This is a genomic window from Parapedobacter brassicae, assembly GCF_051400755.1.
Classification (GTDB): domain Bacteria; phylum Bacteroidota; class Bacteroidia; order Sphingobacteriales; family Sphingobacteriaceae; genus Parapedobacter.
In genome coordinates this window covers 32,704-58,234 of record NZ_JBLFFL010000010.1, presented here as the reverse complement: position 1 = coordinate 58,234, position 25,531 = coordinate 32,704, and the positions used below count along the sequence as shown (strand labels likewise).

Annotated in this window: 20 protein-coding genes; 14 read left to right on the top strand and 6 right to left on the bottom strand. The window is 49.0% G+C overall.

Translation table 11 applies throughout. From position 1 onward, the window contains the following. The first annotated feature begins 23 nt into the window (after nucleotides 1-23). The 5 genes from ACMGDE_RS18590 (at nucleotide 24) to ACMGDE_RS18570 (ending at nucleotide 5,002) form a co-directional block, all read left to right on the top strand. Nucleotides 24-1,844 carry an ABC transporter ATP-binding protein gene (locus ACMGDE_RS18590; protein WP_436834334.1) on the top strand — a complete coding sequence of 607 codons (1,821 nt, stop codon included), beginning with the start codon at nucleotides 24-26 and terminating at the stop codon, nucleotides 1,842-1,844. A 71-nt stretch (nucleotides 1,845-1,915) separates the two neighbouring features. Continuing rightward, complete coding sequence (gene mqnE, locus ACMGDE_RS18585) at nucleotides 1,916-3,121, top strand: aminofutalosine synthase MqnE (RefSeq protein ID WP_436834333.1); 1,206 nt, start codon at nucleotides 1,916-1,918, stop codon at nucleotides 3,119-3,121. A gap of 13 nt (nucleotides 3,122-3,134) precedes the next feature. Then, a complete protein-coding gene (locus tag ACMGDE_RS18580; protein WP_436834332.1) occupies nucleotides 3,135-3,764 on the top strand; it encodes a histidine phosphatase family protein in 630 nt (209 codons plus the stop codon). A gap of 2 nt (nucleotides 3,765-3,766) precedes the next feature. Further along, complete coding sequence (locus ACMGDE_RS18575) at nucleotides 3,767-4,513, top strand: menaquinone biosynthetic enzyme MqnA/MqnD family protein (RefSeq protein WP_436834331.1); 747 nt, start codon at nucleotides 3,767-3,769, stop codon at nucleotides 4,511-4,513. A 33-nt stretch (nucleotides 4,514-4,546) separates the two neighbouring features. Beyond that, entirely contained in the window at nucleotides 4,547-5,002 is a 456-nt protein-coding gene (locus ACMGDE_RS18570; protein ID WP_436834330.1) for a MarR family winged helix-turn-helix transcriptional regulator, read from the top strand. Between the two features lie 39 nt (nucleotides 5,003-5,041). Here ACMGDE_RS18570 and ACMGDE_RS18565 read toward each other — a convergent pair whose 3' ends face one another. Together ACMGDE_RS18565 and ACMGDE_RS18560 are read right to left on the bottom strand one after the other, a co-directional pair. Further along, complete coding sequence (locus tag ACMGDE_RS18565) at nucleotides 5,042-5,785, bottom strand: ZIP family metal transporter (protein WP_436834329.1); 744 nt, start codon at nucleotides 5,783-5,785, stop codon at nucleotides 5,042-5,044. After that, the gene (locus ACMGDE_RS18560) at nucleotides 5,782-6,366 is read right to left on the bottom strand and encodes a phosphatase PAP2 family protein (RefSeq protein WP_436834328.1); all 585 of its coding nucleotides are present in this window, start codon (nucleotides 6,364-6,366) and stop codon (nucleotides 5,782-5,784) included. The genes ACMGDE_RS18565 and ACMGDE_RS18560 overlap by 4 nt, the downstream gene beginning before the upstream one ends. A gap of 122 nt (nucleotides 6,367-6,488) precedes the next feature. Between ACMGDE_RS18560 and glmM the strand changes: the two genes are divergently transcribed. Continuing rightward, entirely contained in the window at nucleotides 6,489-7,871 is a 1,383-nt protein-coding gene (glmM, locus tag ACMGDE_RS18555; protein ID WP_436834327.1) for a phosphoglucosamine mutase, read from the top strand. Nucleotides 7,872-7,880: 9 nt separating this feature from the next. Here glmM and ACMGDE_RS18550 read toward each other — a convergent pair whose 3' ends face one another. Then, nucleotides 7,881-8,801 (bottom strand): serine hydrolase, encoded by a 921-nt coding sequence (locus ACMGDE_RS18550; RefSeq protein WP_436834326.1) that lies wholly within the window; start codon nucleotides 8,799-8,801, stop codon nucleotides 7,881-7,883. 75 nt (nucleotides 8,802-8,876) lie between these two features. Here ACMGDE_RS18550 and ACMGDE_RS18545 point away from each other — a divergent pair, with 75 nt between their 5' ends. Next, nucleotides 8,877-10,328, top strand: coding sequence for an arginine deiminase family protein (locus ACMGDE_RS18545; RefSeq protein ID WP_436834325.1), 1,452 nt, complete (start codon nucleotides 8,877-8,879; stop codon nucleotides 10,326-10,328). Continuing rightward, nucleotides 10,325-11,239: a citrulline utilization hydrolase CtlX gene (gene ctlX / locus ACMGDE_RS18540; RefSeq protein WP_436834324.1), complete on the top strand. Its 915-nt coding sequence runs from the start codon at nucleotides 10,325-10,327 to the stop codon at nucleotides 11,237-11,239. Before ACMGDE_RS18545 ends, ctlX begins: the two co-directional genes overlap by 4 nt. On the opposite strand, the gene ACMGDE_RS18535 is transcribed toward ctlX, so the two are convergent. Then, nucleotides 11,220-12,215 carry an acyl-ACP desaturase gene (locus ACMGDE_RS18535; RefSeq protein WP_436834323.1) on the bottom strand — a complete coding sequence of 332 codons (996 nt, stop codon included), beginning with the start codon at nucleotides 12,213-12,215 and terminating at the stop codon, nucleotides 11,220-11,222. The genes ctlX and ACMGDE_RS18535 overlap by 20 nt on opposite strands. 184 nt (nucleotides 12,216-12,399) lie before the next feature. Here ACMGDE_RS18535 and ACMGDE_RS18530 point away from each other — a divergent pair, with 184 nt between their 5' ends. Then, a complete protein-coding gene (locus tag ACMGDE_RS18530) occupies nucleotides 12,400-12,858 on the top strand; it encodes an NUDIX domain-containing protein (RefSeq protein ID WP_436834322.1) in 459 nt (152 codons plus the stop codon). 76 nt (nucleotides 12,859-12,934) lie between these two features. After that, complete coding sequence (locus ACMGDE_RS18525) at nucleotides 12,935-14,119, top strand: glycosyltransferase family 2 protein (protein WP_436834321.1); 1,185 nt, start codon at nucleotides 12,935-12,937, stop codon at nucleotides 14,117-14,119. Here ACMGDE_RS18525 and ACMGDE_RS18520 read toward each other — a convergent pair whose 3' ends face one another. Both ACMGDE_RS18520 and ACMGDE_RS18515 read right to left on the bottom strand, forming a co-directional pair. Then, a complete protein-coding gene (locus ACMGDE_RS18520) occupies nucleotides 14,120-14,881 on the bottom strand; it encodes a 4'-phosphopantetheinyl transferase family protein (RefSeq protein ID WP_436834320.1) in 762 nt (253 codons plus the stop codon). 5 nt (nucleotides 14,882-14,886) lie between these two features. Then, nucleotides 14,887-16,140: an ROK family transcriptional regulator gene (locus ACMGDE_RS18515; RefSeq protein WP_436834319.1), complete on the bottom strand. Its 1,254-nt coding sequence runs from the start codon at nucleotides 16,138-16,140 to the stop codon at nucleotides 14,887-14,889. A gap of 180 nt (nucleotides 16,141-16,320) precedes the next feature. Here ACMGDE_RS18515 and ACMGDE_RS18510 point away from each other — a divergent pair, with 180 nt between their 5' ends. From ACMGDE_RS18510 to ACMGDE_RS18495, 4 genes are all read left to right on the top strand, one after another. Further along, on the top strand, nucleotides 16,321-16,569 hold the full coding sequence (locus ACMGDE_RS18510; protein ID WP_436834318.1) for a hypothetical protein: 249 nt from the start codon (nucleotides 16,321-16,323) through the stop codon (nucleotides 16,567-16,569). An 809-nt stretch (nucleotides 16,570-17,378) separates the two neighbouring features. Continuing rightward, nucleotides 17,379-20,285: a SusC/RagA family TonB-linked outer membrane protein gene (locus ACMGDE_RS18505; RefSeq protein ID WP_436834317.1), complete on the top strand. Its 2,907-nt coding sequence runs from the start codon at nucleotides 17,379-17,381 to the stop codon at nucleotides 20,283-20,285. Between the two features lie 22 nt (nucleotides 20,286-20,307). Further along, a complete protein-coding gene (locus ACMGDE_RS18500) occupies nucleotides 20,308-21,909 on the top strand; it encodes a RagB/SusD family nutrient uptake outer membrane protein (protein WP_436834316.1) in 1,602 nt (533 codons plus the stop codon). Nucleotides 21,910-22,331: 422 nt separating this feature from the next. Then, nucleotides 22,332-25,526: a SusC/RagA family TonB-linked outer membrane protein gene (locus ACMGDE_RS18495; protein ID WP_436834315.1), complete on the top strand. Its 3,195-nt coding sequence runs from the start codon at nucleotides 22,332-22,334 to the stop codon at nucleotides 25,524-25,526. Nucleotides 25,527-25,531 lie beyond the last annotated feature (5 nt).

Below are 25,531 nucleotides of genomic sequence, written 5' to 3'. Positions count from 1 at the left end.
CTTTGCAGCTTGTTTAGTTCTTGATGAAGACTTACTTTCGATTACTTGCGTACGCAAAGCCCATTGAAAAATTTGCGATCCCTTACGCGATCACCACACTGTTGAGTGTTGCTTTCAGTACGCTTAATCTGGCGTTGATTATTCCGTTATTACATACCCTCTTTAAAACGAGTGAAACGACTACTAAACTGGTGAAGCCCGAAAACTGGCTGGATGCGCCGGATTATTTTAATTATTATGCCACCCAAGCTGGTTTACTTTATGGCCCTTATGGTGCCTTGCAGCGGGTGTGCCTGATTATCATCGCGTCGGTATTTCTCAGCAATTTATTCCGATACCTATCACAGCGCATCATGGAGAACCTGCGTATTCATACCTTATTGAATTTGCGGAAGTCGGTGTTTGACAATGTGATGGAGTTGCATATCGGATATTTCAACAGCCAACGAAAAGGGGATATCATCTCCAAGATCGCGTCTGATGTGCAGGTGGTACAGTTTTCCGTTACCGCGACATTGCAAGTGGTGTTTAAAGAACCGCTTACGCTGTTGTTTTATATTGCTGCACTGTTTTTGATCTCAGCAAAACTGACGCTGTTTGCGGTGTTGGTCATTCCCTTGTCGGCGTTTGTCATATCCCTTATTGTCAAGCGGTTGAAGGCGCAAGCGACCGAGGCCCAACAGGTGTATGGCAATATGATCAGCTACCTGGACGAAGCATTGGCCGGTGTAAAAATTATCAAGGCGTTTAACGGTACGGAGTTTATCAAGAAAAGGTTCCACAATGAAAACATCCGGTTTTCAAAAATAAGCCGGCGGATGGTCAGGCGTCAGCAATTGGGCTCGCCGGTATCGGAATTACTAGGGGTAGCCATGGTAGCGGTGGTTTTGCTCTATGGTGGTAAACTGGTATTGAGTGAATCGGGAGAATTGTCCGCAGCGGACTTCATCGCCTATATCGCGCTTTTTTCACAGGTCATGCGTCCCGCAAAGGCACTGACCGATTCATTCAGCAACATCCATTCGGGCATTGCCGCGGGTGAGCGGGTGCTCGACCTGATCGATCAGAAAAATGAAGTGCCGGACGCGCCGGATGCCAAGACCATTGCTTCGTTCGATCAGGGTATCCGCCTGGTCAATGTCAGCTTTGCCTATGGCGAGCGGCAGGTGCTCAAGAAAATTAACCTGGAAATCCCCAAAGGCAAGACCGTCGCGTTGGTGGGACCGTCCGGTGGGGGGAAATCGACCTTGATGGATCTGATCCCCCGATTCATGGATACTCATGATGGTGAAGTCATGATTGATGGTGTTAATATCAAGAACCTAAAAACAACTGATTTAAGGGAGTTAATTGGACTAGTAAATCAGGATTCGTTTTTGTTCAATGACACGATCTACAACAATATCGCGTTTTCGGCAGATCGGGTACAATTGGATGATGTAGTGGACGCCGCGAAGATCGCAAATGCGCACGAATTTATCCTGCAAACCGAAAAGGGTTACGAGACGTTTATTGGCGACCGTGGAATCAAGCTGTCCGGCGGTCAGCGTCAGCGCATTTGCATTGCCAGGGCCGTGCTCAAAAATCCACCTATTATGCTGCTTGATGAAGCGACGTCCGCATTGGATACGGAATCTGAGAAACTGGTGCAGGACGCCCTGGCGAAGTTGATGAAGAACCGCACGACATTGGTCATCGCCCACCGGCTGAGCACGATACAGAATGCAGACAAAATCGTCGTGCTTGACGCCGGAGTTGTTGTCGAAGAGGGTACCCATCAACAGCTATTGACCCATAACGGATTATACCGAAAATTAATTGATATGCAACAGTTTGGAGAATAACCGTCGGTAACGACGCCTGCGTTGCAAATAATCGCAATTTTAGCTAAGTTTGCGTGCTAACATTTCAAGATATGGATGCCGAAAAAAAACTTACTTTCCTGCTTGAAAATAAACATCTTGATGCTGACCTCAAAGCGATTGCGGCTAAGGTATATCGCGGCGAGCGGATAAGCCAAGAGGAAGGGATTGTATTGTTTGAGCGCGGTGAACTGGGATATCTGGGGGTGCTGGCAAACTTTATCCGCGAAAAAAGGCATGGCGATATCACCTATTTCAATCGGAATTTTCATATCGAACCGACCAATTTGTGTGTCTATGATTGCAAATTCTGCTCGTACTCGCGCTTGATCAAGCATCGGGCCGATGGTTGGGAGGCAACCATGGACGAAATGCTCGATCTGGTGAAATCGTACGACAATGAACCGGTAACGGAGGTCCACATCGTCGGCGGTGTGCTCCCGCAATATGATATGCCGTTTTACATGGAGTTGTTTTCGGCAATCAAGCGACACCGTCCTGATCTCCATGTAAAGGCACTTACGCCGGTGGAATATCATTATATTTTTAAGAAAGCGAAGGTAGACTACGCCACCGGCATGGCCATGATGAAGAATGCGGGCCTGGACTCCATGCCGGGCGGCGGTGCGGAGATTTTTCATCCGGAGATCCGAGATCAGATCGCGAAAGATAAGTGCAATGCCGAGCAATGGCTGCAAATCCATGAAGCATGGCACAAGCTGGGCATGCACTCGAATGCCACGATGCTATACGGCCATATCGAGCAATACCGGCACCGGGTGGACCACCTGGAACGGCTGCGGCAGTTGCAGGATAAAACCGGTGGATTTCAGACCTTTATTCCCCTTAAGTTTAGGAATAAGGATAATCAGCTGGCGCACGTTCCCGAGTCGACCGTGGTAGAAGACCTGCGGAACTACGCGATCAGTCGGATTTACCTGGACAATTTTCCCCACATCAAAGCATATTGGGCCATGATCAGCCGCGAAACGGCTCAACTGTCGCTGGCCTTTGGCGTGAACGACATTGACGGAACTCTTGACGATACCACCAAGATCTATTCCATGGCGGGGGCTGAAGAACAGCATCCGGCCATGACTACGCGGGAATTGGTCGAGCTGATCCGGAATGCCGGTAGGCATCCCATTGAGCGCGATACCAGCTACCGTGTCATCACGGATTATCAAGACGTGGTTTTTGAAGATGGACTATCCAATCAATCAAGGTATTACCAATTGCCCGTATTAAACGATAAGTAAACAACGAAATTTCTTGGAAAAAACACTGTACATCATTCGTCACGGACAAACCGATCTTAATCTGCAAGGGATTGTGCAAGGCAGGGGTGTTGATTCTCCACTGAATGAAATGGGGAGAAAACAGGCCGATGCATTTTACAATTATTACAAGGACGCAGGATTCGATAAGATCTACATGTCTACCTTACTGCGTACGCACCAGACGGTGGAACCCTTTATGAATCAAGGAATCCCTGCGGAGCAATTGAATGGACTCGACGAAATAGGGTGGGGTGTCTACGAAGGGAAGGAGCAGACACCCGATATCATGGAAGGTTTTGCAGACCTGACTGCACGCTGGCGAAACGGGGAGCTGGATGCATGCGTAGAGGGAGGCGAAACACCGAACCAACTGGCCGAAAGGCAGCGCGCGGCCGTGCGCTACATGCTTTCGTTCCCAACCGAAAAGAAGGTGCTGGTCTGCATGCATGGACGGGCGATGCGGGTATTGCTGTGCTTGCTTATCAACCGCGATATTGCGCTGATGGATGACTTTCCGCACACGAATACGGCGCTTTATAAAGTGTCGTATGACGGCAGCGGATTCTCCATTGACGACGCCTACAATATTCGGCATTTGGAAGGGTTACTGACGGAATATTAGCCATGGAAAAAGTGAACGTTTCGGCGGTATCATATACCAATACGTTGCCATTTATTTATGGCTTGCAGCATTCATCCATCCGCGATCGACTGACATTGAGCTTGGACATTCCAAGCCGGTGCGCCGATAAGTTAATCAACAATGAAGCGGATCTGGGGATTGTCCCGGTGGCTGCTTTGCTTGATATACCCAACGCCGAAATCGTTTCTGACTATTGCTTGGGCGCCACGGGAGCGGTTAATTCAGTCTTTATTTTCAGCAAAAGACCGATCAATGAGATCAGCACACTCCGGCTGGATGGTCAGTCGAGAACGTCAAACCAGCTTGCGCAGATATTATTGCGGGACTATTGGAAAAGGGAAGTGACGTTGACGACAGCCGCTGAGGCCGATGCCTATGTGGAGATCGGTGACCGTACCTTCGGGAAACAGCATCAGCACCCTTATGCCTACGATTTGGCATTGTACTGGCAAAAGCTCACCGGATTGCCCTTTACGTTTGCTGCCTGGGTGGCCAACAAGCCACTTCCAACTGCCTTTATTCAAGCTTTTAACGAAGCCCTGGCCTATGGTCTGGACCATCGGGAGGCGCTGATTGAACAGCTTCCGCAGAGACTGGATTTTGACTATCGCCAATACCTGATGGAACATATCGACTACCACTATGACGACGCGAAAAAGACGGCCGTGAGGACATTTTTGGGGCTGATGAAAACGCTGGATCACGCGGCACTCGACCGCTTGACTTGATGATCAAAAAATGCCATTGAAAACAGAAGACGAATGAAGATAGAAGACGAAATCCAGACGCGAAAATTCCGTAATGAACAGCATAAGGCGACGATAAACATCGTCTTTACCAGTAATTGGATTACGGGCATCTTGGAGAAACGGGCCAGTGCGCAGCAGATCACCCTGCAGCAGTTCAATGTATTGCGGATATTGAGGGGACAGCACCCCAATCCGGCGACCAACAGCATGCTGAAGGAACGGATGCTCGACAAAATGCCGGATGTGTCGCGTATTATTGATCGTTTGGTGACCAAGGAGCTGGTTTCGAGGGGAGTTTGCAATACAGATAGGCGGGCTGTTGATGTAAAAATCACACAAAAGGGCCTCGATACATTGGCTGAATTGGAAGAAAGTATGATGATGCTGGATATCCTCGAAAAGAATATTACGCCCGATGAGTGCCGCATCTTGAATGAATTGCTCGACAAATTACGGGGCCATCACTAACCACCGATCACCCACCACCGATCACTGACCACCACACCCTCAATGCCCGTGTGAGTCGAACAGAAAGTTTACTAACGACACGGCAATCCCCAAGACCACAGCAACCATTTTCCGCCTGTTAAACTGATGATGGTCGGCAGATCCCGATTCAAATAAGATGGTCGTGGAGATGTGCAGGAAAATGCCGATGACTACCGCCATCATCCGATCGAAATACTGCTCGATACGGCCAATTTCTCCCGTACTGATGGCGTTACTGACCATATAGCCGAGCGGTGTCATCAATGCGAACGTTGCTAATAACAAGATAATATACCGTTTGGAAAGTGAAGCATGCAACAATAGGCTGCCTAACGCAAAAGCCGCGGGCACGTGGTGCAGCGCGATGCCAAAGGTCAGCTCGTTTTGGTGGTGAGAAGCCAAGGGCATCCCCTCCAAGAATGCATGCAAGCAGAGGCTGATCATGATGCCCAATGGGAAAACCCCGCTGGGTTTGTGCAAATGGTGGATATGCCCATGTTCAATCCCATGCGAGAATTGCTCCAAGCCCAATTGGAATAAAAACCCGATGAGCACAAACAGGCCGATGTACTCATGTGATGTGCTATGTGTATGATAAACCTGTGGGATGAGGTGCAAAACGGTGACGGAAAATAGATAGGCCCCACTGAAAGACAGCGTCAGCTTCAGGGCATTGGTGCTGTCGCGCTTTACAAAAAAAACGGAAATTCCACTGGCAAATGCAGAAACGAATAAAATGGCAATGATCAGCATGGTACTCATAAGGTGTTAGTTGCCGGTGTAAAATTAGGTGAGATGAAACGGAACACGAGACCGCTGAAATAACCGATTAAACTGCCCAATAACGCGCCGCCAATGATGTCCAAGGGGTAGTGCACGCCCACATATACCTGGGCAATGCTGATGATGGCGGCCCATGAAAGTCCGAGCCATAGGATGTGTTTCCATCGCCTATAGAAAATCATGACCAAAACCATCGCGATGGCAAAGTGGTTGGTGGCATGCGAAGAGGTAAAGCTGTAACCGCTGCCACACCTGACCAATAGGTTGACCTCCTCCTTAAACTCAATGTCGTTGCATGGCCTGACCCGCTTAATTGATTTTTTAATCACCGATGAGGAAAGCGCATCTGCCACGCCAAAGGTGATCAGGATGAACAGGACGATGAGAATGCCTTTTTTCCGGTAGTTACGGATGCAGAAAACAATGATGAAGAGGTATAGCGGAGCCCATGTGTAGGGATTGCGTAGCATCGGCATAAGCCAGTCAAAGAAGGAGTTGCTTAGCCCCTGATTGATGGCCAGAAAAACCTCCTGATCCAGCGAAACGAGTTGGTCGATCATGTAAATTAAACAAAGTTGCAACAAAAGTAAGCAAAAATTTGAATTTTCAATCAAATGATGATCAATTTAAAAATGCTGAACAATATTTCTATTTTTATCGGCTCAACAATTAGCGCATAGACATGACATTAATCAAATCCATTTCAGGCATACGGGGCACCATAGGCGGTAGAACGGGTGAGGCCTTTACCCCGCTTGATATTGTAAAGTTTACCGCGGCGTTTGGCCGATTTATCGGTGACAAGACCGGCAACAATAAAATCGTCATTGGTCGGGATGCGCGCATTTCAGGCGAAATGGTGCGCAATTTGGTGGTGGGCACCCTTCAAAGCATTGGTATGGACGTCGTTGATCTGGGGTTATCGACCACTCCCACGGTGGAGATCGCTGTGCCGGCGGAAGGTGCAGGCGGAGGGATCATCCTCACCGCCAGTCACAATCCGATTCAATGGAATGCGCTCAAGTTATTAAATGATAAGGGGGAGTTCATCAACGATGCGGAGGGACAGGAAGTGTTGACAATTGCTGAAAACCTGGATTTTGATTTTGCAGACGTGAGTCAATTGGGTTCGGTAAAGGCAACGGACGAATACCTGCAACGGCACATCGATCAGGTATTGGCACTTCCGTTGGTAGATGTCGGAGCGATACGGCAAGCTGGATTTAAGATAGCGGTAGACGCGGTTAACTCCACCGGGGGGATCTTCGTGCCCGCGTTGTTGGAAGCGCTGGGTGTGGAGACCATCTATAAAATCTATTGCGAACCCAATGGCTATTTCCCGCACAATCCGGAGCCGTTGGCCGAAAACCTGACGGACTTGTCCGCGCTCGTTGTCGAGAAAGGCGCCGATTTGGGTATCGCCGTGGATCCGGATGTCGATCGGCTTTGCTTTATGATGGAAAATGGGGAACTATTTGGCGAAGAGTACACCTTGGTGGCCGTGAGCGACTATGTGCTCCAGCATACCCCCGGTGATACGGTATCCAATCTGTCGTCGACGAGAGCCTTGCGCGATGTGACGGTCAACCACGGATCGCAATACCATGCGGCGGCGGTGGGGGAGGTCAACGTGGTGACCAAGATGAAAGCGGTAGGCGCGGTAATCGGCGGTGAAGGCAACGGAGGGGTCATCTATCCGACCTTGCACTATGGACGAGATGCCCTGGTCGGAATTGCGCTGTTTCTGACGCATCTGGCTAAAAGTGGTAAGCGTATCTCGGCGCTGCGAGCAGGTTATCCGCCCTATTTCATGTCCAAAAACAAGATCGTATTGACACCCGGACTGGATGTCGACAGCTTATTGGCAGCCATGGAACAACGGTATGCCGGTGTGCCTCACAGCACTGTCGACGGGTTGAAAATCGACTTTGAGCAGGAATGGGTGCATTTGCGTAAGTCTAATACCGAGCCGATCATCCGGATTTATTCCGAAGGACCGACACCTGAAAAAGCCGCAGCCGTCGCGCAACGGATCATCCGGGAAATGGAGGAACTTATCAGCTAACGCTATCAATCAAAACCGCTGTTCAAACGGCTTCCAGGGTTGCTGCGGCTCGAAGTAATTCCATAAAAGCGAGGAGATCTTGCGGATCAATTCGGATGCCTCATTGTTGTATTCCCATCGTTGATCCTGATTGTTTTTTGTCATGACGCTGAAGACGTAATCGCCGCTGGGGGCATTCACGAGCACTACTTCAGATCGCGAGTCATTCACCATGCCTTGTTTGGAGGCTGACTGCACCGTAGGGGGAATCTGGGACAGCGCCCCTTCATCATAATAAATGTTGGCCATGAGCCGATACATCCGATCGCTTGCCGCTTCGCTGATGAGCGCTCCCTTGCGGATTTTGGTGACCAACAAGGCAATTTCCCGAGGAGTGGTCTGTCCCCATCCGTACACCTCCCGGATTGCCTCGCGCCCCGGGGTACGGGAGTTGACCCGTGTATGCTTCAGGCCATGAGTTTCCATCAATGCGTTGATGGCTTGGCCGCCCCCTGCGAGCGCCTGGCACCAAAGGGCGGTGACATTATCACTATAAGAGATCATTAGGGACGCCAATACGCTTACATCCGTTTTGGCGCTGTCTTTAAAAAACTGCATCAATCCCGAACCGCCATAATACATCGAGTCGTCATACACCAACTCCTGCCGGTAGTCCAGCTCCTTTTTGTTGATCTTGTCAAACAAGCCCACCAGTATGGGCACCTTCACGATGCTCGCCGTAGGAAAAATCGTATCGGCATGGATAGCAGCCCCTTTCCCCGTCCGCAGATGTTGCACATAGATGCCCACATCGCCAGCAAAGCCATCAACGGCTTGTTCCAGTGCTCGTTGGAGCTTGGCATCCGGTTGAGGGTCTTGGGCCTGGGTGGGAGCGGGGGCGGTGATGAATAGGATGGCGACGAGGATGCCGGCAAATGTAGGATAGTTCATGGTTTCTCTAACGAATTTTTGCAAAAGTAAGCTTTTCGCCATAATTATGTATATTGCCATTTTTGATAACAGGATATGCCTACGATTAACGATCCGATTTATGTGTCTTCTGAAACCGGCAAATTACGAAGCGTGTTGGTGCATAGTCCGGATAGCGGATTAGGCAAAGTGGTCCCTTCAAAAGCACAGGATTGGCTGTTTGAAGACATTGTGCACTTGGATACCATCCGGCGCAATGAATATGATTATTACATTAAGCTGTTGCTCTACTTTCTGGATGAAGAGAAAATCAAAGGCAAATTAGCCGACATCGATGACCCGTTGCGCCATCGAGACTTCTATAAGCCGGGGCATGCGGATTTCTACCGTTCGAAAAAGGTCGTCGAATTGCAGGTATTACTGACAGAAATACTGGAAGACGAGTCCATAAAAAGCCAATTGGTCGCCTCGGTTTGTGCGATTGAGGCGTGCAGTTACGAGATCCAGCAGAAATTGATGGGCTATGCGCCGTCTACGCTGGCCAGGGTCTTTTTCAGCGGCACCTACAACGAAACCGAGCTGATTTTTCCGCCGATCCCTAATTTTATTTTCACCCGCGACATTGGCATTGTCATCAAGGATTACATCCTGCTCAATAAACCCAAGAAGGAAGCGCGCAAACGCGAAGCGCTGATTGCAAAGTATCTTTTTTTTCACCATCCGATCTTTGCCGGATACCGGAATAACATCATTGAATTGACCGACTCGCCGCACCACTTTTTGCTGCCCAACGATGCGGCTTCGGAGAAGGTAACACTGGAGGGGGGAGACGTAATGGTGGTCAGCGAAGATCACGTGCTGATCGGTGTGAGTGAGCGCACCAGCCGGGAAGCCGCAGCGCAGGCGATAACGAAACTGTTTGAGCGCGAGGTGGTCAACAAAGCGACAATGGTGAAGATCCCCAATAAACGGGATTACATGCACATTGATACGGTGTTTACGCAAGTAAAGAAAGATACATGGGTAATGTTGGGCGCGTTTTCCCGCGAACGCATTGAAGGACTGCAGACGGACAATGTGCGCCGGGCCTTGCATATCCATGCGAACAACGCGGACCAACTGGAAATTATCCAATTTGAGAAGGCGGACATCGCCCGACCTCGTTATTTCGACAGCTTGGAAGATTTGCTCGTGGATATCAGTGTGACGGATTTGCGATGTGCTGCCGACGATGTACGGATCATCCTATCCGGCAACAATGAGTTTCCGTATGATGTGCGGGAACAATGGACCGATAGCTGCAACTTGCTGGCCATTCAAGAAGGAGTCGTATTGGGCTACGACCGAAACGACCGCACGACAGCGGCGTTCCGAAAAGCGGGCTTCAACGTAGTCGACGTGAAACACCTGCTTGCCGACCTGGAGGCCGACCGCATACAGGCGCATCAGTTGACCGATACGTTGGTGCTGATGCCATCGGCTGAGCTGTCCCGCGCGAGGGGAGGCTTTCATTGCATGAGCATGCCGTTGCGGAGGGACGAGATATGACGCTGTTGATGATCCGTCCGGTACAATTTGGTTATAACGAGCAGACAGCCGTAAACAATGCCTTTCAGGTGCAAACTGCGGAACGTGCAGAAGAGACGCAACGGAAGGCTGTTCAGGAGTTTGATGCATTTGTCGAAAAGCTGCGTAAGCACGACATCGACGTGGTGGTTGTACAGGATACGGCACACCCCCACACGCCGGATAGCATCTTTCCGAACAATTGGATGTCATTCCACGAGGACGGCACCATGGTGTTATATCCGATGTTTGCAGCGAATAGGCGCTTGGAACGGAAGCAATCGGTATTGGATGCGGTGGCCAATCGTTTCATCATCCGCCACCGGATAGACTATACGATGAATGAAACAACGGGCGTGTTCCTGGAAGGAACGGGAAGCATGGTGCTCGATCGTGTAGCTAAAGTGGCTTATGCCTGTCGATCCCCTCGTACGGATGAAGCACTATTTCTGGACTTTTGCAAGCAATTGGAATACCGGCCGGTGATCTTTGACGCCAAAGACGACAAGGGGATGCCGGTGTACCACACCAATGTAATGATGTGTCTAGCGGATCAATATGCGGTTATACATTTGGCGTGCATGACGGAGGCGGACCGGATAAGGGTGGTCGATGCGTTGGAAGGTTCGGGGAAAGTGGTTGTACCAATTACCTGGACACAGCTGATGGCCTTTGCTGGGAATATGCTGCAAGTTGAAAACAAACGGGGAAAGCGTTATCTGGTCATGTCGTCACGCGCATATGAGTCACTTCGACCGGAGCAAATAGCACAATTGGAGGCGTTTAATCCCATCATCCATTCCCCATTAGAAACCATTGAACAGCATGGGGGAGGCAGCGCCCGATGCATGATGGCTGAGGTATTCCTGCCCCTTAAGCGTGTATCCACTTAAAGCTATAGCTCTTTTCAGGCACCTTCATCCGGTCGGCTAAGCGCAGCAAACGATCGGGTAACCGCACTAAGTAATCCCGGGCGCGTTCACCCGCCTCATTGAGCTCCCGGATGGATTCAACGTTCCATTCGCGGATTAACTCTTTCAGGATGTCGACATAGTCAATGGCGGTATACACCCCAAGTCGTTGGGCAGCATCGGAAAAATGCGTAAACGCCTCACCTTGCGGTTCGCCGGATTGCCGCAGCAAGTGAGCCGGCATGACAATTTTCTTGCGCATCATGTCTTCAAAAGCCAGCAAGACTTCGCTGGCGTCCACTTCCATGGCTTTAGAAATGAAAGACATATACGCTTTGGCATGCCTTGCCTCGTCAGCAGCGATGACACCGCACATTTTGGCTAATAATTTGTCGCCGTCCTTCTTTGCCAGTCCCGCAACTCGCCGGTGCGATACATTCGTGGCCAGTTCCTGAAAAGACGTGTAAACGAAATTGCGGTAGGGGTCATTGCCCGTACCGATCTCAATACCATCCTGAAGCAGGTATTGGGTGGACACTTCCATTTCCCGCATATTGACACGGCCGGAAAGATAAAGGTATTTGTTAAGCAAGTCGCCATGCCGGTTCTCTTCGGCGGTCCATGCCCGTACCCACCTCATCCAGCCGCCTTGCTGATTTTTGTTGACATCTTCCACCATGCTCAGCCACGATTCATACGTAGGCAAGGCCTCCTCGGTGATGGTGTCGCCGATCAATACGGCTACCAGATCATACGACAGCTCCCTAGCACTTTCCTGTAAATCTTTTATTTCTTCGAAAAAGGTATCCCGCGAAGCGTCCGGTAGCAGGTCTGCGGGTTGCCACATTTCCTCCACGGGCTTCAGGTATTCACTCATTTCATCCAGCATAAAAGGCTCCAAATAAGCCATTACCTCTTTCCGAGATCCTTCAGGTATTTGTTGTGTTAGCGTTTGCATATGTCCCACAAAGGTAGTCAAATGTGCCGACAATCTTTTTTATCAATCCGATTATATTTAAATTATGACAAGAATCATATTTTTGAAAGTAGCTTTGCAAGCCCCAGTTATACACCGCTTTTCGGTTAACGCTTGAATCATGGGGATTGTTTTCTCACATGTATAAACGTGAAATGTTAATAAGATGAGTAAATTCAATGTACGCGTATACGGTATCCTGATCAACGATCGGCAAGAGGTGTTGATCAGTGACGAACGGGAATATGGCATGGAGTTCAGCAAGTTTCCAGGGGGTGGGTTAGAATATGGAGAGGGGTTATTGGAAGGGCTTGAGCGTGAGTTTCAAGAAGAGTGCGGTGTTGCGATTGACATCTCACGTCACATCCACACGACTGATACATTTTTTAAATCAGCGTTTGACGATACCCAAGTGCTCGCGGTGTATTACCTGGTGCATACCAAAGCCTCCTTGGCCTGCCGGTTTAGTGACCGGCCTTTCGATTTTGAGGACGGCAAGGAGCTTGATCAGGTTTTTCGTTGGATACCGGTCGATCAGTTGACCGAAAAAGACCTCACCTTTGAGATGGACAGAGCGGCTTGGCGCGTATTGATGTCGGAAAAAAGCCACGGTTTGAAATTTTAGGAGGCCAATTGCATAGCCATCGTGATATTGGGCAGAAGATAATTGCCTACATTCGTCCGAGTTTTAGGATCAACCGATGGAAGTATTTTTTTGGATCAGCCTATCTATTGTTTTCTACACATACGTTGGTTATGGAATGGTATTGTATGGGTTAGTGTCGATTAAAAGATGGTTTGTCCGTGCAAGACAAACGCCTGCGGCGGCTGTTGCCGAGCTTCCATCCTGCTCCGTCGTCGTTGCGGCATACAACGAGGCCTTGATCATTGAGCAGAAGATAATCAATACGCTTGCCTTAACTTATCCACCAGAAAAAATTCACTTTTATGTCGTCACCGACGGCTCCGCCGATGAATCCCCCCGGCTTGTTGCAAACTATCCGCAGGTCCGCCTGCTGCATGTTCAGGAACGGCTGGGCAAGATTGCAGCGATCCATCGGGTCATGTGTCAGGTGACGACCGATGTGGTGGTTTTCACGGACGCCAATACGCTCCTTAACCAAGAAGCCCTAATGGAAGTGTGCAAGCACTATGCGGACGACAAAATCGGTGCTGTAGCCGGGGAAAAGCGGGTACATGCCGATGAATCAGCAGATGCAAGCTCGGCGGGCGAAGGATTTTATTGGAAATATGAATCGACATTGAAAAAATGGGACTCCGAGTTATACTCGGTGGTGGGCAGTGCGGGGGAACTATTCAGCATCCGAAGCGGCCTATATGAAGCGGTACCGCCGGATACGGTCTTGGATGATTTCATGATCTCGATGCGCATTGCCGAAAAAGGATATCGCGTGGTGTATGAACCAAATGCATACGCAACCGAAATGGCCTCTGAAAATGTGAACGAGGAGTTAAAACGGAAAATCCGGATAGCAGCCGGAGGAATCCAATCCATTGTATGGCTAAACCGGCTATTGAATCCGTTTATTCACCCGATATTGACCTTTCAATACGTCAGCCATCGGGTGTTGCGGTGGACCATCACGCCGGTCTTGTTAGTAGTAGTATTTGTCGTCAATGCGGCGCTGTACAGTAGGGGAGCGGGCGACGTGTATACGGCGCTCTTCTATGGTCAGTTGCTGTTTTATTCCTTGGCTGTCTTAGGCTTGTTGCTTGAACGGAAAGCGCTGAAACTGAAAGCAGCCTTTATCCCATATTATTTCTGTGTGATGAACTATGCGGTATTGGCGGGCATGATACGCTATTTCAAAGGCACGCAAAGCGTGACTTGGGAGAAAGCGAATCGGAAACCGATTAACGCGTAGTTACAGGACATAAAAAGCGACATCGGCGACCGGTTTGGGTGTTGCAAAGGACCCGATATACTGATCCGTTACCGGAAAGGAGTACAGGTAAATGCGATCGGGCGAATGCTCGCCGGTGATACTCCTGTCGGCCATGCAGGCGCCATCCAGTACTTCAAACCTCGGAAGGTGCTCTCCGATTCCTTCACCTGTTAATTTTAGGATCGCCTCTTTTCGTGTCCATAACGTGAAAAAGCGATAAATCATCGACTCCTTATGCGAAGTAATGAAGGCAATTTCGTTGTCGGAAAAACACGCCTCCAGCATATCCTGAATGTCCAACGGCCGGTGCAGCCACTCGATGTCTATCCCCACGGGATAACCGCTAGCCAGACCAATCATCGCCCGATTTTCGGTGTAAGACACATTAAACTCGATATTGGTGTCTTCAGGCATGGAGAGGAATGGTTTATGATGGTATCCATCGGTAAAACCGATCGCTTTTGGATCAGCGGTTGTCGAACGCGCCATCAGCAATCGAAGCAAGATACGGGCAGTTTCAAAACGCGCAGCATGAGTTGCCTGATGGAACCTAGCCGCCCGCTGTAATTCGTGTTCATTCAAGATACCTTGATACCGATCGTCGGAAAACCGTTTATGGGCATCCGGTGTATTGACCAACCATACTCTCGGAGTACCAAGGGCTGCCGCGCTTTCCAATGCATCCCACCCGTTCATCCACCGGATATGGCTGATCCATGCGGTGGTTATTTCCGTCATCATAGTCGTCACTTTTGATTGACATGATTAATATGCATATCGAATAATTCATCGAGAAAGATATGCGCCGTGCCGATGGCCCCCGCCTCAGAACCAAACTGGGAAAGTTCGATATGCACGAGATCCCGTATCGGTTGCATGCAATACGTGTTGATAGCCTTCTGAATCGGGATCGTAATATATTCCTTGGCTTCGGCAATCTTACCACCTAAAACAATAAGTTCGGGGTTGAATAGCTGGATCAGCGTTGCCATTCCCTTACCCAGCTTTTCGCCGAGGTACGATAGGATACTGATCGCATATTGATCGCCCCGTTTAGCGGCATTGATGATCAAGTGCGGCTCAATATTCTCGATTTCGCGGTCAGAAAGCTCATTTAAGAGCGAATCTTGTCCCGATTGAATGCCTTCCTTAGCCATCCTGGCCAGTGCGATGCCCGACGCAACCGTCTCCAAACACCCCCGCTTGCCGCAATAGCAGAGCATGCCATCTTCTACAAAAGGAATGTGACCTATTTCACCCGAGAAGCCAGCCGTTCCGCCCTGCAACTGTCCGTCCATGATGATGCCCAGCCCAATACCCCAATCCATGAGAATGACCAGCACATCTTTCCGTTCTTTCGCAAGGCCAAACTTCAGTTCCGCGGTTGCCACACTTTTTACATCGTTGATGATGACGACGGGTTTGTTGAAATGGGCTGAAAACAGTTCGTTTAGGGGAGTATCCCCCTGTTGACCAATCATGTAGGTATAGTTGTTGCCCGCCTTGTCGTGGATAAGGCCCGGCATGCTGATTCCGATACCGAGAATAGCCGCCCAATCGATCGCATGGCTATCGACAAAAGCAGAAATAAGTTGATTAAGGTCGCCAATCGAGGACTGATTTTTAGTCAACAGGAATGGGTAGATCGTCGGGTTCTTAACATTGTTGTTATTGTCTACCACTGATATTTTGACCTTGAACCGCTCAACCTCTACACACAGGATAAGCAGGGTACTATCCTTGATCTTATTCAATACAGGCTTTCGCCCGCCGATGGAATTCCCTTTTTCTTTTTGTTCAAGGATATCCTCGGCCACCAGCTTGTTAATTAAGGTCAACAATTTTGGGGTGCTGATATTGAGTTCGTCGCGTATTTCTGAATTGGTCATGCCATTATTTTCAACGATGGCTTTGACCAGCTTCAGGCGGTAGGTATAGTTTTTCCGTTCTAATTTGGACATGCTGTCCAAGCGTTGCTTATCAAAAAAAAGAGATTTCATATGGATTTCAGATTGGCAGGTAAAAATAGTTAAATATCTGGTAAACGAAGTTTATAGGGTGGCTAATCTAGGTACTTTACATAATTTAACATAAAAATAACCGCACTTATATAAAAAAAACATGAAATAAACTTTTCTTCGCAAAACGACTAAAAAAAGTTTTGGTCGTCGTTTACCTTTGTGCTACCGTGGGCGTTTGGCAGTGAGAGCAGTTTCGGACAGGAATATTGGGCGCCTAATGCTGATGACTTCAAAATAGCCGATAATGACCTTCAAAAGTGGACAGAGGTCACCATTGATCTGTCCACTGCACTTGGTAAGCATAACAGGGTCATCGTCATAAATGTCGGCGGGGAACCATCATTGACATTCGAACCGCCCAGTGACATGGTTTATTATTTTGCCAATTTCCGATTTACGAAGGAGTAGCTGGGAATCGATAGTCGGTAGGCCAGTATATTTGAAAGGCCATCCCGAAATATTTCGGGATGGCCTTTTAGTTTGCATTGCGAAATGCAGATATCATATAAGGATAAAAAATAAACACATCTCGTGTATTGATTTCATTTTTCCAGTGAAGGTTTTAACCACTTAGAATTTAAAGGACTCACAGCGCTTCTTTGGCCCCGAAAAAAGGATGCGCCTGAAACCTCCACGCTTCCGGGCCGATAATGATGGGCAAAATCCGAAAACTCACCGGGGTGGAAAATAATTTTCACTGGGGAAACTTTCCAAAGTTTCTTCGGAAAGTTTGGAAAGAGACTTCGGAGCGTTTTTGATCTGCTTTTTTTCTTTCTTAGGACGATAATATTGCGGGTCTCGAAATTCTTTGATTAATTACAAATTAATCATTTACGGTAAACCTATCCGTAAAGCGTCATTATATTTTTATTAAAGAAGTGTGTGTATTATTTTAAATGGTGTTAATTGTATAATCTTTTATAAAAAAATAAAAAAAGTTTTTGTAGTTTATAACAATATTGTAGCTTCGTGTCGTGCTTGTAGTCTGGCAAAACCAATGAATCACCCTGATTAACTTGAGGAAAATATAGCGAAGGCAGGAATGTCTTCAATCTATACCATCGTAATGGATGGGATGGGTATGTTGGTTGCTTAACAAGAAAGGAGGCCGCTGTATGTATTAGTGCATGACTCACCAGGAAAAATTAATCGGTTGAATTGCCTGCTTCAAGGCAAGTAACCTAAGATACTAATATGAAAATAGTTATACATTGATTATGAACAAATTTATGATTACAGCCCTGTTGGCTGTTTTATTTTCATCGGCCATAGCACATGCCCAGCAGCGGACTGTGCAGGGAACGGTTTCAGATGCCGATGGAAAACCAATTCCCGCGGCTAATATTTTGGTCAAAGGGTCGAATGTCGGTACCACTACCGACGACGATGGACACTATCAACTGACTCTCGACGATGAAGCCACGCTGATATTCAGTATGATTGGTTATGCAGATGCGGAGCGAACCACAAAAGGCGAGACCCGTATCGACGTCGTGTTGGTAGCAGAGAGCGAGACCATTGATGAAGTGCTTGTGGTGGGTTATAACACGGTGGAGCGGCAGCACTTAGCGTCTTCCATTGCCGAACTGGATATGACCCGTACCAAGTCACGGCCGATTTTCAAAATGGAAGAGGCGTTCAGTGGTACGCTGCCGGGCGTCACGTTGATGCAGGGCAACAATTTGCCGGGCAGTGTGCCGGGTACCATCTCCATCCGGGGGATCAGTACACTGCAAAATGCGGCGCCGTTGGTGATCGTGGATGGGATGGAGCAGTCCCTGACAGACCTTGACCCCAATCAGATCAAAAGCATCAGCGTATTGAAAGATGCCGCATCGGCGGCGATGTATGGTTCACGTGGTGCAAACGGGGTCGTCATTATCGAAACCGAGCGCGGAACCACCGGCCAGTTCAAAGTGGATGTCCACGCTTGGAGTGCAGTCAATGATCCCATCGACTTACCTGATTTCGTGGGTTCAGCGGATTATATGCGGCTTAATAATGAAGCCCGTACTATGCAAGGGCAATCGCTGCTGTACACCGGTTCGGATATCGAAAATGCCGAACAGGGCCAGTATGCAAACACAAACTGGCTGGATGAAGTGATGCAACGCCGGGCATCGTCCAACAACTTGTCTGCCAGTATCTCCGGCGGGGGTGGTGTAGGCACCTTTAATCTGATGCTGGGTTATATTGCGGAGAATGGATTGAACACGGTTGAAGGAACGGATAAATTCAGCGCCCGGTTTAATACCAATGTAAACATTGCGGACAAGTTTGTCTTGCTGGCCGATTTTTATGCGCATCGTCTGCAGGTAGACCGTTTATATGCGAATAACGACGGACATGGCTTGTATCAGATTGCCTGGCGGATGAACCCAACTCAATCCATTTATTACGAGTCGGATCTGCCTGATCACTACATGTTGCACAACAACCTGAATCCGATGGCGTCCATCGAACGCGGTGGGGTACAGAACTACTTGCATGACAGAAGTACGATCAATTTGAGGCCGAGGTATTACATCAATGATAACCTGCATATCGATGCCAATGTGTCCTATCTCATCAACAAATCAGCGGATAAATTCAAGCGGGAAACATTCAAGTTTTTTGATGGTGATGGCCGACCCGTCACGACCTGGGGGAACGCCGTTGGGGCGACACAAGGCGTGAGCGAAAGCCAGATCACCGCGCGGGCGAATATCAACTACGAACGAAACCTCCGCAAAGACAAGGATAAACTGTATTTAGTTGCCGGAACCGAAGTAATGGACTACAACTATACGGATTACCGGGAAATAGCTAAAGCTTCTTTTTTTGGAAAACTGAATTATTCCCTGGACAACCGTTACCTGTTGGAGGTGACCGCACGGGGTGATGGCAGCAGCAAATTTGCACCCGGAAACAGGTGGGGCTTTTTCCCTTCCGCAGCATTTGCCTGGAACGCACATAATGAAGGGTTTCTTTCGGGCTTGCGGGATAATGGAGCGATAACGAACCTGAAGTTCAGGTTTTCATACGGACTCATCGGTAATGAAAACGTAAACCCTTATCTCTGGCAGGAAATCGTCAATACCTGGGGATGGATGATGCGGGTTCCCAACCCCGATTTTTCTTGGGAAAAGCAAAAGCAGCGTAATATCGGTGTGGATGTTACAGCCCTAAACAACAAGTTGAATCTGACGGCCGAGGTCTATCACAAACATTCGTATGACTTGATTTATTCTGAATTTCCCGTACCGCCCTTGACAGGATCTTACTACCTGACGTCTTCGATCAATATCGGAGAGGTGGAAAACAAAGGATGGGAGGTGTCGGCTTCTTGGAGTGATCAGGTAGGCGATTTCTCTTATACCATTGGAGGAATGCTCTTTGACAATCGGAATCGGGTACTGAAAGCGGGATATACGACCTCAGATACCCTCATTTTCAAAGACAACACGGACAAGATCTGGTATCGGGGTATCGCAATCGACAATTTCTATGGTTACCAAAGCAATGGCTTCTTTCAGACCCAGGAAGAGGTAAACAACACCGCAGCTAAATTGCCGAACACGCTCCCGGGAGACATCCGTTATGTAGATCAAAACGGAGACGGGATCATCAACGATGAAGATAAGGTAGATCTCGGTGATCCGTTTCCCCACATGAATTTTTCCATCAATATGAACGTCACTTACAAACGATGGAATCTCAGCGTCTTGGGCCAGGGTGTAGGCCAGCGCACTGGCAGATTGAATGGGATGGAGGGATACCCGGTACTGATGGACGGCTCTAACAATAGCCTGGGAGCGCCGAGGCAATACTATGCCGATAATCGGTGGACACCCGGAAGCACGGCCAACCGTTTTCCGAGGGTTTGGACTGGTGCCAGCTCGAACGCGGTGCTGAGTGATGTCTGGTTGAGTGACGCATCGTTCTTCCGTATCAAAACGCTTCAGCTGGGCTACTCATTGCCCGGTGTCGGCAAAGGTATCCAGAATCTGAATGTCTATGTCAATGCACAGGATGCCATCACGTTTACGCGTTGGGAAGGGCTGGAGCCGGAACGTGACGGAGGAAACGGTAATTACCCGAGAATGGCCATTTACAGCCTTGGATTGAAGGCCTCTATTTATTGATTGCATTTTAAATCGAATACTCATGAAGAAGCGATTATTGATTTTAGTACTTGCGGCATCCACCATGACCGGATGTGAGGAGTTTCTGGATAAAACAGACCCTACGGCTACCTCATTTGTGGAGTTTTTTAATACGGAAGAGGATTTACGGCGCGTGGTCTATAGCAGCTACCTGGATGTTTTCACCAATCCCGGTGTCCATCAGACCTTGTTTTACATGGAAGACGGGAAATCGGATAATGCCTATAGCAGGGTAGAAGGGCATCATCATCAACGTATTGCAAATGGCAATATCAACAGCAATACCCAGGCGTTTTTGTATTACTATGAGTTACAAATGAAGCATCTGGGCCGGCTGAACACATTCATTGCCAATGTCGATGTGCCCTATGTGGAGGACGAATCCGTCCGGACCAAATACAAAGGTATATTGGAGGCGCTACGGGTATGGCACTATTTCAAGCTGTCTTCCCGATGGGGCAATGTGCCCTTTTATTTGGAACCGGCCGGCATTGCCGATGCCGTACAGCCCCCGACACCCAAAGCGGAAATTCTGAATGTCCTGTTTCCATTGGCTGACGAGATAGCTGGTCGCTTGCCTGAAGCAGAATATACATCGGATAAATACATGTTCAATCGGTATTCGCTCAAGGCATTGGCTATGCGATATGCCCTCTATGACGGACGATATGAACTGGCTGCGCGCTTGGCAAAGGAAATCATGGATAGTGGCAACTACTCCCTGTACCCCAATTATGAAGACCTGTTCCAGTATGAAGGTGCCTCCTCCAACAACGAGTTCATCATGCACTTTGATATGTCTAGCCATGACAACAGTGCAACGAACAGCTTCAGGGATCTGGGGCCGCATTTCCGGACGGGGAATGGGGAATCCTTTGTTGTGCCGTTGAAATCCCTGGTGGATTCATATTGGACCATGCAGGGCAACCCGATTGACAATTGTCCTTACCATACGATGGAAGAGTACGAGCTTGATCCGAATTTGAACAGGGATCCCCGGTACGAGGCGAGTATCATGGGCCATGGCGATATGTTCTACGGAGAGCAAATAGACGTCTATAACACGAACAATCCCATGTACTATGAAAATCAGCGCGCGAGCAAATCCGGGTACTGGTTCAAAAAGTTTGTATCCGAGACGGATGTGTTCCGGAATGGTGGAAATTTTGACTTCGGCCTGTTGCGTTACGCGGAAGTCCTGCTGACCTACGCAGAAGCCAAAATCATGATGAATGATATTGACGACCTGGCCAAAAACTGCATCAACCAGGTAAGGACAAGGGCAGGTCTGGATATGTCAGCGGCCGATGTCACGTTGCCACAATATGATGCCTACACCCAAGAGCAATGGATTGAACTGATCAGGAACGAGCGGAGGATTGAGTTTGCGGGTGAGGGCCTTAGGTATGACGACATATTACGCTGGGGAATTGCGGAAAGTGTCTTGAACCAACCGGCATTGGGGCATACCCGCATGGTGGACGGGCAGAAACGTACACTCAAAATAGAGGATCGCTCGTTTACCTCGCACAACTACCTATGGCCATTTCATGAAAATAGCTTAAAGGTAGAACCAGGTTTGATTCAAAATCCCGGATACTAGTTTTGCCATATTGAGCAGCTTAACGTAAACGTTCCGCTAATGGAACGGTTTACTTGCTTTTCAGTGAAAAACAATGATTATTATAAAAATAGCATGAACACCCGCCTCTTTCATAAAAAAATAAAAAAAGTTTCCTATGTTTATTGCAATATTGTAGTTTTGAGCCGGTGATACAATGTGTCATCGTTCGTTACCCACGAAAACCAATTTTGCTTATCAGATCGAGGAAGTGGTTTTGCCGACCCAGCTAAGGCTGGTATAAGAAAATGCAGAGAAGCTCATACAGGCTTCGTTGCCGTTAAAGAACGATTTATAAAAATGAAGCACTATAAAACTATTCTTTAATTCAAACCACTATGTTGAGATGTTTATTAATCGGGGTTCCGGACGGCACATGTCGGCGTTTCCCCCCAACGATGCGAATGACCATTCGCGCGATGCTGATGTGCCTGGCAGGCGTATTTCAGGTACTGAGTAGCATGGCCTTCCAGGGTGAGGTCCAGGGCACAGTGTATGATGAATCCAACCAGCCCCTGATGGGTGTTTCCGTGCGGGCGTCGTCCACAGGCGCGGAGACGGCGACGAATGACAGGGGCGAATTCAGGCTTGCCGCTGTGACAGGTGATACGCTGACATTTACTTTCCTGGGTTACCAGCAGGCCACGGCGGTGGTCGATGGCAAACCGGTTTTGGTGACCCTACTGGCGGCCGGAGCGACGGATTTGGAAGAGGTGGTCATCGTGGGGTACGGCACGCAGAAAAAATCAAACCTTACGGGCGCGGTGTCTGCCGTCAACGCGAAAGAGCTGACTAACATTTCACCTTCCAACTTGTCCAACACCCTGGCGGGTCGGGCACCTGGGGTGAATGTCACTAATACATCCGGGTTAAGTGGGGCGACGTCGAGTATCCGCATCCGCGGGGGGTTTGGCGAACCGTTATACGTAATCGATGGGGTTGTGCGCGACAAAGCGGCGTTCGATGCATTGGAGGCATTTGAAGTGGACCAGATGAGCTTCTTGAAGGATGCGGCGACGGCGTCTATTTACGGTTCAAGAGCCGGTAACGGTGTCGTGCTGGTGACGACCAGGAAGGGTACGCAGCAGAAACCTACCTTTACGTTCCAATCGAATTATACCATCGGTACGCCCACCATGCCCCTGCTTTCTGATCTTACCACGGCTACCGACGAATTGATCTATCAAAACCGCGTGGCCGAATTCAATGGTACGCCCCTGCCCAACGGAGAGGAGGAGTTTGCCTATTTTCAGGATAAGAGTTACAATGTGCATGATTTTATCTGGCGCAACCCCACCAGCCATCGGCAATCACTCAGCGTGTCCGGTGGATCCGAGCGGGTCACCTATTACTCGTTGCTGAGCTACCGTGGTGAACAAGGGTCGTATAAATCGGTGGACCACGGTAAGTTTAATCTACGCAGCAACGTATCGGCCAAGATCAATGAGAGTATTTCGATTGATCTTAACTTATCGGCTTATCAGCAAAGTGGCGACAGGTTTTATTGGCCGTTTACCGGAGATGATGATTATGATGTTTCGGATCTCTACCGCGTTACCTTCAACTGGCCCAAAACCTACCCTTTCTATACCGAAGCGGACGGTACGCCTGCCGATTATGTGACGGATTATCCCGTCCAAACCCCCATGGGTAGCTGGTTGGCTTGGAGCGTGATCGACCAGGTGATCGGCGACCGCTATATCAAAACGCGGGAACGGCAGTTCAATCCCATCCTTTCGCTCAATTTCAACCTGGATAAAGTGATTCCTGGTTTATCGACCAAAGTGGTGGGCAGTTACCTGGGCGAGGACTTCATGCGCAAAAAGTACCTGACATTCCAGACCAATTATCAGTTTATCCCGGCTGATCCGGATGGTAACCGGTTTATTCCGGCTCCTCCCGATCCGAACCGGACGAATACGTTCAATTTCAGTCAGAACCAGCCGTTTCTCGATTACGAGCTTGAGAACAATTGGGCGTATCAATTCAATTGGTTTCTCAACTATAATCACACATTCGGTAAGCATGGGATAGATGCGCTGCTTGTTTTTGAGCAGGCGGAAGATGGCCTATTCGGTGCGTATGCCCGGGGCGAAAACCCGATTACCGATTATGACCAGATGTTTGCGTATCCGACCGACCGCCAATTTCGCGAAGCGGATGGCTGGGAAGAGATCGGGGCGAGACAATCATATATTGGCCGCGTGAATTACAACTACGATAATCGTTATATTGCGGAGTTCTCCTTCCGGCATGACGGCAATACGCTCTTTCCCGAACACAAGCGTTGGGGATTCTTCCCATCGGTTTCCGCTGCGTGGCGGATTTCGGAAGAAGCGTTTTTCCAGCATGGCGAGTCGGCAGTCAACGACTTGAAGCTACGGGCATCCTATGGTACCACGGGCAATGATCTGATGATCAGCACGACTGATCGGATACCCGCGTTCTCCTACGTGAACAGGTATGTCAACGCCGGTGGATATATGTTTGGCGACCGCTATTACAGCGCAATTGCACCCGGTCCGACACCCAGCCCCAATTTGACTTGGGCGACATCGACCAGTTATAATGCCGGATTGGATATCGGTGTTTTCAACAGCAGATTGACCGGTACCTTGGATGTGTTCTTGAGGGAAGAGACGGATATTCTCGGTCCACGCTTGGTCTCTGTACCGGATAACTACGGCCAAGCATTGGCACCGGAGAATTATGCCGCCCGGTCTTGGCGCGGCGGGGAGCTGGCCCTGCAATGGAACGATCGCCTGGCGGCGAATAATGAAATCAGCTATTCCGTAAACGCTAACCTCGGGTATGCCAGGGATCGCTGGGATATCTATGACGAGAGTGCTGCTTTCGGACCAGAGGGGTATCGGCATTTTGAATCCCGTATCGGATTGCCACATGATCGGATCATCGGGTTGAAGGCCCTCGGCATTGTCCGTACACAGGAACAATTGGATGAACTGTTGGCAACGGGATTCAAACAGTACGGACGTGACCCTTATCTCGGCGGATTGTACTTTGAGGACGTCAGGGGAGATGGCTATGCCCCCGGACCCGATGGTAAAATTGACGGAAACGATATGCAGCTGCTGTCTACCAATGGTGCTCCTCGCATCAATTATGGGTTCGGTTTCGACTTCTCCTACAAGAATTTTACGCTGCAAGCGCACTTTCAAGGGGTCGCCAACTACGACCACATCATCAGCAATCAGGAAGGGCCCGGTATGCGGCAACACGGCGGAGCGATCCGGCCTTACTATCCCATATGGGCATCAGATGAGGTATGGACGCCGGAAAATCCGGACGGAAAATACCCACGGCCGATCGGTCAGAATTGGTATGAGTCGGGTACAGAAGCCTCTTCATTCTGGATCCGCAATGGGGCTTATCTACGCTTGCGCACGCTGAACCTGGCGTACTCGCTGCCGAAGAATTGGCAATCGGCCATGCACCTGGGTAGTGCACAGTTGTTTTTCAACGGGACAAACCTGTTCTTCCTATCGGCAATGAAAGAATTTCATGACCCCGAACAAAAGAACTACGATTCGTACCCTGTTATGAAGACCTTCACCTTTGGATTAGATGTTAGTTTCTAAATGCA